At 59.0% G+C, this 12053-nt stretch carries 10 protein-coding genes; 8 read left to right on the top strand and 2 right to left on the bottom strand.

What is annotated here, in order from left to right:
* Window positions 1–83: 83 nt before the first annotated feature.
* The 3 genes from K6L24_RS03295 to mdcH are packed head-to-tail and all read left to right on the top strand — an operon-like array spanning window position 84 to window position 2564.
* Window positions 84–1043 (top strand): AEC family transporter, encoded by a 960-nt coding sequence (locus K6L24_RS03295; protein WP_062745918.1) that lies wholly within the window; start codon window positions 84–86, stop codon window positions 1041–1043.
* A 1-nt stretch (window position 1044) separates the two neighbouring features.
* Window positions 1045–1656, top strand: a complete 612-nt coding sequence (locus tag K6L24_RS03300; RefSeq protein ID WP_062745921.1) for a malonate decarboxylase holo-ACP synthase — start codon at window positions 1045–1047, stop codon at window positions 1654–1656.
* Window positions 1653–2564, top strand: coding sequence for a malonate decarboxylase subunit epsilon (mdcH, locus tag K6L24_RS03305; protein WP_118665545.1), 912 nt, complete (start codon window positions 1653–1655; stop codon window positions 2562–2564). Before K6L24_RS03300 ends, mdcH begins: the two co-directional genes overlap by 4 nt.
* Here mdcH and K6L24_RS03310 read toward each other — a convergent pair.
* Window positions 2548–3483, bottom strand: a complete 936-nt coding sequence (locus tag K6L24_RS03310; RefSeq protein ID WP_062745926.1) for a LysR family transcriptional regulator — start codon at window positions 3481–3483, stop codon at window positions 2548–2550. The genes mdcH and K6L24_RS03310 overlap by 17 nt on opposite strands.
* 411 nt (window positions 3484–3894) lie before the next feature.
* Between K6L24_RS03310 and K6L24_RS03315 the strand changes: the two genes are divergently transcribed.
* From K6L24_RS03315 to K6L24_RS03335, 5 genes are all read left to right on the top strand, one after another.
* Window positions 3895–5115, top strand: a complete 1221-nt coding sequence (locus tag K6L24_RS03315) for an oxalate decarboxylase family bicupin (protein WP_062745928.1) — start codon at window positions 3895–3897, stop codon at window positions 5113–5115.
* Window positions 5116–5321: 206 nt separating this feature from the next.
* A complete protein-coding gene (locus K6L24_RS03320; protein WP_222681946.1) occupies window positions 5322–6389 on the top strand; it encodes an ABC transporter ATP-binding protein in 1068 nt (355 codons plus the stop codon).
* Between the two features lie 33 nt (window positions 6390–6422).
* Window positions 6423–7397, top strand: a complete 975-nt coding sequence (locus K6L24_RS03325) for an ABC transporter substrate-binding protein (RefSeq protein WP_062745932.1) — start codon at window positions 6423–6425, stop codon at window positions 7395–7397.
* Between the two features lie 3 nt (window positions 7398–7400).
* Window positions 7401–9140, top strand: a complete 1740-nt coding sequence (locus K6L24_RS03330) for an ABC transporter permease (protein ID WP_137269500.1) — start codon at window positions 7401–7403, stop codon at window positions 9138–9140.
* Window positions 9141–9320: 180 nt separating this feature from the next.
* A complete protein-coding gene (locus K6L24_RS03335) occupies window positions 9321–10463 on the top strand; it encodes a porin (protein WP_191927603.1) in 1143 nt (380 codons plus the stop codon).
* 44 nt (window positions 10464–10507) lie between these two features.
* Here the strand turns inward: K6L24_RS03335 and abgT are convergent, their stop codons facing one another.
* Entirely contained in the window at window positions 10508–12031 is a 1524-nt protein-coding gene (gene abgT / locus K6L24_RS03340; RefSeq protein ID WP_062745939.1) for a p-aminobenzoyl-glutamate transporter, read from the bottom strand.
* Window positions 12032–12053 lie beyond the last annotated feature (22 nt).

Genomic DNA, 12053 nt, shown 5'->3' on the forward strand with positions numbered 1-12053 from the left:
GGTATGGCAGACATACCCGACGATAAACACCTGAAAAATAATAATCATCGCGCCTGTGCTCTCTTCAACTACCAGGTGATGTTATGACTTATGTAATTATTAATGCTCTTGCCCCTATCTTTGTGATTATGTTGCTGGGTTTTTACGCCGGTAAAGCCGGGATGGTGGACAATAAAAACGTCTCTTTATTGAATATTTTTGTGATGGATTTCGCCCTGCCGGCGGCGCTGTTCAGCGCCACGGTGCAGACGCCGTGGGCCGGTATTGTCCAGCAGTCGCCCTTGATTCTGGTGCTGGTGCTGGCGATGTGGATTGTCTATGCGGCGATCTATTTTATCAGCACGCGGCTGTTCCATAAGTCTCCGCAGGATGCGGCAGTGCTGACGCTCACCGTCGCCCTGCCAAACTATGCGGCGCTGGGCCTGCCGATCCTCGGCAGCGTGCTGGGTGAAGGTGCCTCGACCTCACTGTCGGTTGCCGTCTCGATTGCCTGTGGTTCAGTGCTGATGACGCCTTTCTGTCTGCTGACGCTGGAAAGGGAAAAAGCACGGGCGGCAGGGGATGGCGCGAGCGCCGGGATCGGCATGCTGCCGGTACTGATGTGGCGTTCGGTGACCAAACCGATTGTCTGGGGGCCGCTGCTGGGGGTGGTGCTGTCTGGCCTGGGGGTTTCTATGCCGGGCATGGTGCTGTCAGCCATCAAACCCTTAGGGTTAGCCGCCACCGCCGGTGCGCTGTTCCTGACCGGGGTGATCCTGTCGGCCCGCCAGCTGAAAATTAACGGCGTGGTGGTGTTGTCCAGCATCACCACCATGTTGATCCAGCCGTTTATCGCCTGGGGGCTGGTGATCGCCTTCGGCATTAGCGGTCAGGTGGCGATCACCGCGATCCTGATGGTGGCGCTGTCCGCCGGGTTCTTTGGCGTGGTATTTGGCAACCGCTTTGGCGTACAGTCACCGGATGCCGAGGCGACGCTGCTGATCAGTTCGCTGTTGTGTATCATCACGTTACCGCTGTTTATCACCCTTACCGCCGGGATGTAATATGACCATTGCGCCACATGATTTGATCTGGATCCAGACAACGGATGCCCTTGAGGGCGATCTGCCTGAGTGGGTCGCCAGCCAGTGGCGCAGCGATCTGCCGCTGGTGGTGCGTCGCGACCAGGATCAGCATGGGCGCATTCCGGTGGGCGTGCGTGGCCTGCGGCGCGATCGACGTGCCGCAGGCTGGGTGGCACCAGAGCGTATTATCCGCAGGCTGTCACCGGAGGCGCTGAGCGTGACCGAACGGCTGCTGGCTTCGCCCTTTGTTTCCCAGCAGCCGGTGCAGGCGGCGATCCAACTGGCACAGCAACGCTGGGAGTGGCCATGGGGGATCACCGGCAGCGTGGGTTACGCGCTGGCTACGGAGGTTCCGGTGCTGCACGACAGCAGCGATCTCGATCTGCTGATCCGCAGCCCTGAGCCGCTGGCGGAGCAGGCGCTGCGGCGCTGGCAGACATTTGTCAGCCAGCTGCCGTGCCGGGCCGATACGCAGGTGGAAACCCCCTGGGGCGCTTTTGCCTTAAACGAATGGTTGCGCGATGGGCAGGTACTGCTGAAAACCAACGCAGGACCACGTATGACCCCCCAGCCGTGGAGTGCAACATCATGAAAATTCTCTTCTCTTTTCCCGGCCAGGGCGCACAGCGCCCCGGTATGCTGCAACAGTTACCCGGCGGCGCGGCGCTGCTGGATGAGGCCAGTGAGATCCTGCAGCAGGATGCACGCCAGCTGGACGGTGCGACCGCACTGCAACACACCCGCGCTGTCCAGCTCTGCCTGCTGATTGCCGGCGTCGCACATGCGCGTGAACTCCGCCGGCAGGGCATTGACGCGGATATGACCTGTGGTCTGTCGATTGGCGCCTTTCCGGCAGCCGTGGTTGCAGGCGCACTGCCCTTCAGCGATGCCGTCCGTCTGGTGGCCCTGCGCGGCACGCTGATGGAAGAGGCCTACCCCGAAGGTTATGGCCTGACGGCGATTGTCGGTCTGAGAGAGGCGCAGCTTGTGCCGCTGCTGGGCAGTGAGTGCTGGCTGGCTAATATTAATTCACCGCTGCAGATGGTGATTGCCGGCAGTGAGGCGGCGATGAGCGCTGTGGCCACCCGCGCCCGCGCCGCCGGAGCACAGAAAATTCACCGGCTGGCAGTCAGCGTCCCCTCACACTGTGCACTGCTGGCGGAACCGGCGGCGAGACTGGCCGACGCCTTCCGTTCGGTGAGCCTGACGCGGCCATCGTGTGCGTACCTGAGTGGCAGCACCGCCCGCGCGCTGTGGCAGCCAGAGCAGATAGCCGACGATCTGGCGAACAATATGGCGCGTACCGTGCGCTGGCATGAGGCCATGGTGGCGGCCAACGAACGCGAGGTCCGGCTGGCGATTGAGATGCCGCCCGGCGCCACGCTGACCGGTCTGACGCGCGTGGCATTTTGTGGCTGTCCGGGGGAGGCGGTGTCGCTGGAACAGAGCGGCGAGCTGCTGGTGCGTCGTCTGGCAGAGCGTCTCAGGGCGGCGTCGTAGTCAGCAGGCGCTGGCGGCTGTACATACGGCCCTCAGCGACCAGCGCCAGCAGGTTCGGATCGTGTTCGCGGTTGCGCTCAAAGACAATGGCGATGTTCTGACGCATCTGATAAGGCTGTGCCAGCCTGAGCAACTGCACTGAATTTTCATACACGCGTTTCATCCTGCCCGGCAGCAGCGTATAGCCGACACCCGCCTGAACCAGACTCAGCATAGAGAAAATATCGTTAACCCGGGTGACGATGTCTGGCTCATAGCCGGCAATATTAAAGGCCTCCTGGAACCCCTGCCAGGTGGCAAAACCTTCCGCCAGTGAGACAAATTTTTCCTGACGAAAGTCACGCAGATCGGCGGGGAAACTGGTATCAAGGCCTGACGCCGCCGGGGCCGCAAGGAAAATGTCATCGTCAAACAGCGGCAGGCTCTCAAAGCGACCGTGGTCGAGATCGCCGGGGGCAACCGCAATCAGAATGGCATCCAGCGTGCCCTCTTCCAGCCGCGCCGTCAGCATCTGATTTGAACCCATGGTCAGTTCCATCTCCAGGTCCGGGCGGCGTAATTTCATGCCCATAATCAACTGTGGGATGGTTTCCAGCGTCAGTGAATAGAGGGTGCCAAGGCGTATTCTTCCCTGGCCTACGCCGGCCGTTTTTCGTGTCTCCTCCACCCCGCGTGACATCATATCCAGCGCTTCCTGACTGTATTCCCACAGGGTATGCGCCGCCGGCAACGGCACCAGATTGCGACCTTTATGAATAAACAGCGGGCAGCGCACGCTCTCTTCCAGGCTGTGCAAGGCCCGGTGTACGCTGACGCTGCTGATCCGCAGGGCATCGGCGGTGCGGGCCAGATTGCCCAGTTGCATAAAGGCGATGAAAATTTCCAGTTTACGAAAGGTAATATCCGAATCGATGTTCATAACAGCCTTTATTCAGAGGGCAGGAAGGAGGAACGATTAACCTTATTCTAGGCGGTAACCGGGCGCGCCGTATAAAGCAATCATGCGTTATCGGCTGTAACGAGGTATGTCTTCGCACGTAATGGCGTCGATAAATAATTTTAATATCTTACCGCTGTTTTGTGCCTTTCCGACGTCCTGATGGAAACAGATCGTCAACGGCGTTGAATTTATCGATTAAATGTTTGTGTTAGAGGTGTTATTAACCCTCATGTGATTAAAATCGCTGATGGATCCCTGCTTACATTTCCCTTATTTTCCGGCAGGTATTCCGCTGGAAGGGCAAAAAATCATCACCTAATCTTATCAATTGTCGGCATCGGTGTGCCGTAGGTGTTGTCCATTTTTTGACTGACATAAGGAAATTCCGCGATGAATCCTCTTTCACGTCGCCGTTTTATGGCTTTTGCCGCCGGAGGCACCGTGGCACTGGCTGCCGGTAAGGTTCACGCCCACGAACAGCCCGCTGCACGGCCTGTCAACGGGAATATGGGCGGCACGGATCCCGGCCCGCACGACCCCACCCGTGAAGCGGAAAATCCGGATATTGTGAACCCGCCATCGACCGACAGTGGCACACTGCCTAACTTACGTTTCTCCTTTAGCGACGCCCATGTGCGCAAGGGCACTGGCGGCTGGACCCGCCAGGTGACGCAGCGTGAGTTGGGGATCTCTACCACCATTGCCGGAGTGGATATGCGGCTGAACAGCGGCGGTATCCGCGAGTTGCACTGGCATAAGGAGGGAGAGTGGGCCTATATGCTTTACGGCAAGGCCCGCATTACTGCTCTGGACACCAACGGCGGCTGGTTTGTGGATGACGTCGGTGTCGGTGATTTGTGGTACTTCCCGTCTGGTATGCCGCACTCCATTCAGGGACTGGGACCGGACGGCTGCGAGTTCCTGCTGGCCTTCGACGACGGTAACTTTGATGAGGACAGCACCTTCTTACTCAGCGACTGGTTCAAACATATTCCCCCGGAGGTGCTGGCGAAAAACTTTGGTGTCCCTGCCAGCACCTTCAGCTCGCTGCCGTCACCGTCCGATGAGTATATCTTCGCCGGTCAGGTGCCGGGGGCGCTCAGTGCCGATGCGATGGCTGGCGCTAAACGTTCCACGCTGCAGTTCAGCCACCGCATGATGGCGCAAAAACCCATGACGCTGAAAGGCGGTACGGTGCGCATTACCGACTCCTCCAATTTTAAAATCGCCAAAACCGTGGCCGCTGCACTGGTAGAACTGCAGCCGGGGGCGATGCGCGAACTGCACTGGCATCCCAATAACGACGAATGGCAGTACTATCTGGAAGGGCAGGGGCGCATGGGGGTCTTTGCCTCCTCGGGGGAGGCGCGGACCTTCGATTTTCGCGCGGGGGATGTGGGCTATGTTCCCTTTGCCATGGGGCACTATATTGAAAACACCGGGGATAAGCCGCTGCGGTTTTTAGAGCTGTTTAAAAGCGATTACTATGCAGACCTGTCGCTTAATCAGTGGCTGGCCCTGACACCACCGGCGCTGGTAAAGCAGCATCTGCATCTGGATGAGGCCTTTATGAACGCGCTGAATAAAACCAAGACCCCGATCGTCGGCTAGCCTTTACGGGTCGATCAAAAAAGAAGATCGGCCCCTGCGATCCCGCCAGCTGGTTTATTTCCGGGGCAGACCTGCTGTTCCGGCTCATCCTTATCCCGGTGCGGGGCGGTCAATAACGGGTGAGGCTCCCGCCTTGTCACCTGTCTGTCATCTGCGCTCAGTATGTTTTAACCCGTTGCTGTTACCAACGGAGACGCGCCGTATCCATGTCTGAGATCCTGATCGACAACCTGTGTAAATCTTTTGGCACGCAGCCGGTGCTGCGCGACGTTTCGTTGCGCATAGAGCATGGCGAGTTTATTGCGGTTCTCGGCCCCTCCGGCTGTGGCAAAACCACGCTGCTGCGCACCCTGGCCGGTTTTGAAACGCCGGATGCCGGCACCATCGTGGTGGGGGAACGCTGCTACAGCGCCCCCGGGCAGCATCTGCCGCCGGAGCAGCGCGACCTGAGCATCGTCTTTCAGAACTATGCCCTGTGGCCACATATGTCAGTGTCAGAGAACGTGGAGTACAGCCTGAAAGTGAAAGGGATGGCGCCCAGCCTGCGACAGCAGCGCGTGGCCGCCGCCCTGCTGCAGGTAGGGCTGGCGGGAATGGCCGGACGCAAACCCGCCGATCTCTCCGGTGGTCAGCGTCAGCGTGTGGCGCTGGCCCGCTGCCTGATCACCCGCCCGCAGCTGGTGCTGCTGGATGAGCCGCTGGCCAATCTCGATGTCCATCTGCGTGCCACGATGGAAGAGGAATTTACCCGCTTCCACCAGCACTCCGGTGCCACGCTGTTGTATATCACTCACGATCAACACGAAGCGATGGCACTGGCCGACCGGATTGTGGTGATGCAGGCCGGACGTGTGATGCAGTTCGCCAGCCCGCAGACCCTTTATCGCCAGCCTGCCTGTGAAATGGTGGCGCGGTTTATTGATGATGGCCGCGTTGTCACGGTCAGCGATGTCGAACCGGATGGCCAGGGCAGCGCCTGGGTCACCCTGTATGGCCAGCGCATCGCACTGCGAGCCAGCCCGCAGCAGGCGGTTCTGCCGTCCGGCAAAATCTGCCTCCATGCGGCTGACCTGCGTCTGGCTGAAGAACATCAAACTGGTTTCTGGGGCACCATCCAGCGGGTGATCTACCGGGGCGGCTACCGCCAGCTGGAGATCGCCCCGGAGGCCGATCCGCAGAACCGCCTGACCCTGATGCTGACCGATGAACCGCTGTGGCAGACGGGCGACCGTCTGAAGCTGGTGGCGATCGACGGCTGGGTCATTCCTGCTTAATTTTTCTTTCATTACCTTAAGGATCTCAGGGATATGCGTAGCACGATAACGGTTCTGGCTCTGCTTACTGGCTTCTCTTCCCTCACCGCTACCGCCGATAGCAGGCTGGTGGTCTATACCTCACAGGCACCGGAAATTGCCCAGCAGACCATTGATGCGTTTAAAGCCGCTAACCCCGGAATAGAGGTGCAGTGGACGCGTAACGGCACCACGCAACTGATGAACGTCCTGCGCACGGAAATGATGAGCGGCGATGTGAAAGCAGACGTTCTGCTGGTGGCCGATTCCATCAACCTCGGCGCACTGAAGAAAGAGGGCCAACTGATGGCGTATCCGCAGGCGCCGGTCAGCCATATCAGCCCGAACTTTTATGACAAGGATAAGACCTGGTTCGGTACCAAAATTATCGCCACGGTGATCGGCTATAACACGCAGAAGGCGAAACCGGTCAACAGCTGGATGGCCCTGACCGACCCGGAGAACCGCGGGCAGGTGGCGGTCCCCAGCCCGCTTTATTCCGGAGCGGCCCTGTATCATCTGCACACGGCAATCGGCACGCCGTCCATCGGCTGGACATTCTATAAAAAGCTGGCGGCCAACGGCATCACGCCGGAAGGGGGTAACGGTCCGGCACTGAAAGCGGTGGCCAGCGGGATGGCGAAGTACGGGGTGATCACCGATGCCGATCTGATCCGCGCCAAAAAACAGGGATCGCCGGTCGATCTGGTTTATCCGCAGGAAGGGGTGTCGTTTGTCACTGAACCCGTGGCGATCCTGAAAGGTGCCCACAATGTGGCGGCCGCGAAAGCTTTCGTTGACTTTATGCTGTCAGAAAAAGGTCAGCAGCTGGTCGCCCGGCAGGGTAACCGCCCGATCGACAAACGCGTTGCGGCACCGGAAGGCTTTGCGCCGTTTGACAGCATTAAGCTGCTGACGCTGGACAGCGATAAGGCGGTGGCCGACGATAAACAGGTACGCGATCAGTTCACTGAAATCTTCGGCGGATAAGACATGAGCGTGCTGCCCTCTCTGACGCGCCGTCTCCCCAGAACGCCGTGGAGCCGCTGGCCCGGCAGTGAACGCTGGGTGCTGTGGCTGCTGGCGCTGGTGATTGGGCTGCTGTCCGTCGCGCCGCTGGTGAGGCTGGTCTGGGCGGCGGTGGCACCGCAGGGCGTACCGGACATGCAGCGACTGTCCGGTCTGCTGGCAACGCCGCGCGTGCTGCGTGCCACCGGCAACACGCTGATGATTGCCCTGGCCTCGACGGCACTGGCGCTGCTGCTCGGTACCCTGGCTGCATGGCTGGTGGCGATCAGTTCTATGCGTGCAAAGTCCGCCTGGGTCTTTGCCTTTATTCTGCCGCTGATGATCCCACCGCAGGTGACTGCGCTGGCCTGGGTACAGGCGCTGTCGCCCTCCAGTCTGCTTGTGCAGTGGCTGGCGGCGCTGGGTCTGCCGGTGGACCGCGGGGGGTCACCGCCGCTCTATTCGCTGGGCGGGATTATTCTTCTCCTCGGCCTGCATAATGCACCGCTGGTGTTCCTGGCGGTACGTGCCGGGCTGCAGCGGCTGCCCGCCGAACTGGTCGAGGCAGCGCGGATCACGGGGGCCTCCCCGCTGCGCGTGCTGCTGACCGTGGTGCTGCCACTGGCACGTCCGGCTATCTTTGCCGGGGCGGCACTGTCATTTGTCGCTGCCGCCGGGAATTTTGGTATTCAGGCGATGCTGGGCATTCCGGGGCGCGTGCCGACGCTGATCACTCTGGTTTATCAGCAGCTCAACACCACCGGCCCGGGTGCGCTGCCGGATATGGCGGTACTGTCGCTGCTGCTGGCGGCGATCACCCTGGGCGGCATGCTGGTCAGCAGCCTGCTTGGCGGGCGACGCGACGTGCGCGTCAACGGCAGCACCCAGCCGTTCACCCAGTCTCTCGGCCGCTGGCGTCTGCCCGTGGAGTGCGCCAGTTGGCTGCTGATGGTGCTGATCCTGCTGCTGCCGCTGTCGGCGCTGCTGACCACCTCGCTGACCCAGGGGTTCGGCCAGACGCTGAACATGCAGTCGCTGACGCTGGTCAATTACCGCAATGCGCTGTTTGACTACCCGGCTGTCCGCCACGCGTTTCTCACCAGCCTGGGATTAACGCTGCTGGCGGTGTGCATCCTGACCGTGATGGCGCTGTTTATGGCCTGTTTCCTCAGCTGGCGACGCAGCCGGCTGGTGCGTGTACTGCACCTCTCCAGTGAGCTGGCCTTTGCGTTACCTGGCGTGGTAACGGGGATCGCCGCGCTGCTGTTCTTCCTGAAGCCGCTGCCGCTGGTGAACGTCAGCCTTTACGGTACGGTGTGGATTATCCTTGCGGCCTACCTCTCTAATTTTCTTGCGCTGGTATTGCGCCCAACCCTGGCCGGCTTTGCCCGCATTGAGCGATCACTGGACGAAGCGGCCCAACTGGCGGGGGCGGGTTTCCTGCGGCGTATGCGGGATATTGTGTTGCCACTGGTCGCCCCCTCAGCGATTGCCGGGGCGATTCTGGTGTTCCTTACCGCGCTGAATGAAATCCAGGTGTCGATATTGCTGGTGACGTCGAATACGCAGACGCTCGGCCCGACAATTGTTTTTCTGGATGAAGGCGGTTCCTCAACGCTGGCGGCGGCGGTCGGCTGCCTGATGATCCTGCTGGTGGTCGCCCTGATGCTGGTGGCGTCCTGGCTGGCGCGGCGTCATCGTGGCGTGCTGCCGTGGCAGGCGTAACCGGTGAGTCCATGACAGCGACAGTGAAATGATATAAAAATGTTTATTTAGTGTTAAATAAATGTGATGCAAATCCCACCCTGTAAACGCCGGCTGCGGTTACGCTGTTTTGGTTAAAATTTGATCAGATGTACTCTGTAAGCAGAAGAGATGATTACCCATGCTTACGGAGTCACCTCTATGACATCGCTTCAAAAAGTGGCAGGTTTGCCGCTGTATTTCCTCGCACTGAGCCTGTGGAGCTCAAAAACGACGGCAGAGATCAACGTGATCAAAAAAAACACCTTCAGCCATCCGTTACTGGCACCGCTGAGTCTGAAGATTGCCGGCAGCATTCGCCCTGAGTTTGTCTGGGATCAGACGCACAAGGATGATGTGAGACGGCGTGGTCATGACGGCGGATCACGCTTTCGCTTTACGGTCGGTTACCAGTTAACGCCGGTCGTTAGCCTTGTGGGGCGCTATCTCTGGGGCGTGGATTTTGGTCATATGCTGGGGATAAAACATCATTATGACCACACAAAAAACTGGGATATGCAGCGTCAGTTATTTAGCGGAATAAAGGTGGAGCGCTATGGCCAGCTTACCTATGGTCACCAGCACGGTGTCTACCATGATGTCATCGGGGGGAAAAGTGACCTGTGGGATAATGACGGTCATGCGGATGCCGACTGGATTGCCATCAACGGAAACTTTACCGGGGGCGATCGCCCGCGTAACTCCTTTAAGTACCGCCATTCACTGGGTAAATTCACGCTGTATGCGGATTATCTGCTGCCCCAGCATCACGCCCCGTTAGGCGGTAACCAGTATTACCAGCGTCACAGCGGTGAGGGAATGGGGGTTGATTATCAGATGCGAAAGGATCTGACACTGGGAGCGGTCTGGGATCAGACCAATGCCACCATCAGCGACACCCGGGGGGGACGTCGGCGTTACCACCAGAATTTTAGCGGGGGTGTCGTCAGGTGGTTGCCCGGCAACTGGACGCTGGTGAGCACCGCCACCTGGTACCGGCACTATGTACCGGTTAACGGCAGGAAAAACGTTGAGCACTATTTCGCCAATCATGGCTATGGGCTGGAGAGTTTTATTGGCTATACCTTTTCGCTGGGGAAGCCGTGGCTTCACTCTATACAGCCTTATCTGGCTGCCGATACGTTACGGTTAAAAGGGAACGAAAATTTTCATGCCGACCGCCTCTACCTTGGTGCGTATGTGAAGGTGGCCTACGGTGTATCTTTTTTTCTTGAACATACCTTTACCTCAACCAGCGATAATCAGCCGGACACCACATGGCTGACCTTTTATTATGATTTTTAAGCGTTCAGGCGGGGGCCCCCCCCTGGAAAGGAGCCCCCTCAGGATTACGGCATGGACGGATAGACGCCGGGACCAATCGGCAGACCCAGTGCGTACCATGCCAGCAGCAGCAAAATCCACACGGCAAAAAACACCAGGGGGTAAGGCATAATCAAGGTGTAATACGTCCCGAGCTGGGCATCTTTGCGGTAGCGCTGCAGAAAGCCGAGGAACAGCGGCAGAAACGGTGACATGGGTGATAGCGGCAAAACGGCCGAGTCGGCAATGCGGAAAATCATCTGGGCGAAGGCCGGATGAAAGCCGAGCAGCATAAACATCGGGACGAAAATCGGGGCGAGAATCGACCAGATGGCCGAACCGCTGGCAATAAACATACAGAGGAACGCGGACAGGAACATCAGCCCGATAAACGCCGGGGCTCCGGTCATCGCCATCTGCTCCAGCAGGTCGGTCAGCCCCACCGCCATAAACGTCCCCATATTGCTCCAGTTAAACATCGCCACAAACTGGGCCAGCGGGAACACCATGACGATAAATCCGGCCATACTTTTCATCGGTTCAATCAGCAGGGCGGGAATATCATCGGGCCGTTTGATTTGCTTCGTCGCCACGCCCCAGGTGATGGACACCACAAAGAAAAACAAAATAATCAGCGGGACGATGCCCTTAATAAACGGCGACGGGATAATCGACCCGCTGGCCGGATCGCGCAGCATGGCCCCCTCCGGTACCACCATCAGCGCCACCAGACCGATAAAAATCAGCGCCGAAAGCCCGCTCATCAGCAGGCCACGGTTCTGCAGGGGGGTCAGACTGGCCAGCTTCTCTTCGCTGTTACCCTGCCAGGCGGGCAGACGCGGCTCCACGAATTTATCGGTGAGCAGCCCCCCGGCAACGGTCAGCACGATCACTGAGCTGGCCATAAAGAACCAGTTATCCACTACGCTGACGTGAACCGTATCGCTAACTGCTTTGGCCGCCTCGCTGCTGATCCCGGAGAGCAGCACATCGGTCGTGACGATCAGCAGGTTGGCGGTAAAACCGGAGGCGACGCCGGCAATCGCCGCCAGCAGCCCGGCAACCGGATGGCGGCCAACGGCGATAAACATCAGCGCCCCCAGCGGCGGCATCACCACCAGCGCGGCATCGGAGGAGATATGGCTGAAGAAGGCGATAAACAGCACCATATAGCTGGCATAGCGGGCGCTGACAAAGGAGGCCATCTTGTTCATCAGCGCCTGCAGCAGCCCGGTACGCTCTGCCAGCCCGGCCCCGATCATCAGCGCGAGGATCGAACCCAGCGGAGCAAAGCCGCTGAAGTTCTTGATAATATTCGGCAGGATCCACTGGATGCCCGCCACACTCAGCAGGTTTTTAACCTCCACCATTTTGCCGCTGGCCGGGTTTTTCACCGCCACACCGAACCAGGAGAGCAGTGCGGTCGATACCATCAGCACCACAATCAGATAGACGAATAACAGAAACGGATTAGGCACCTTGTTGCCGATGCGTTCAATCCAGTAAAAGATCCTTCCCGGGCTTTTGTTCGCTGCCGTTGTCTCGCTCATTGGTATTCACCCTATGCCTTGT

Source organism: Erwinia persicina (genome assembly GCF_019844095.1).
Classification (GTDB): domain Bacteria; phylum Pseudomonadota; class Gammaproteobacteria; order Enterobacterales; family Enterobacteriaceae; genus Erwinia; species Erwinia persicina.

Excerpts from the sequence above, each read along its gene's own strand:
- K6L24_RS03335 (WP_191927603.1), top strand. The coding sequence starts at position 9,321 with ATGACATCGCTTCAAAAAGTGGCAGGTTTGCCGCTGTATTTCCTCGCA.
- K6L24_RS03295 (WP_062745918.1), top strand. The coding sequence starts at position 84 with ATGACTTATGTAATTATTAATGCTCTTGCCCCTATCTTTGTGATTATG.
- K6L24_RS03315 (WP_062745928.1), top strand. The coding sequence starts at position 3,895 with ATGAATCCTCTTTCACGTCGCCGTTTTATGGCTTTTGCCGCCGGAGGC.
- K6L24_RS03320 (WP_222681946.1), top strand. The coding sequence starts at position 5,322 with ATGTCTGAGATCCTGATCGACAACCTGTGTAAATCTTTTGGCACGCAG.
- K6L24_RS03300 (WP_062745921.1), top strand. The coding sequence starts at position 1,045 with ATGACCATTGCGCCACATGATTTGATCTGGATCCAGACAACGGATGCC.
- mdcH (WP_118665545.1), top strand. The coding sequence starts at position 1,653 with ATGAAAATTCTCTTCTCTTTTCCCGGCCAGGGCGCACAGCGCCCCGGT.
- abgT (WP_062745939.1), bottom strand. The coding sequence starts at position 12,031 with ATGAGCGAGACAACGGCAGCGAACAAAAGCCCGGGAAGGATCTTTTAC.
- K6L24_RS03310 (WP_062745926.1), bottom strand. The coding sequence starts at position 3,483 with ATGAACATCGATTCGGATATTACCTTTCGTAAACTGGAAATTTTCATC.
- K6L24_RS03330 (WP_137269500.1), top strand. The coding sequence starts at position 7,401 with ATGAGCGTGCTGCCCTCTCTGACGCGCCGTCTCCCCAGAACGCCGTGG.
- K6L24_RS03325 (WP_062745932.1), top strand. The coding sequence starts at position 6,423 with ATGCGTAGCACGATAACGGTTCTGGCTCTGCTTACTGGCTTCTCTTCC.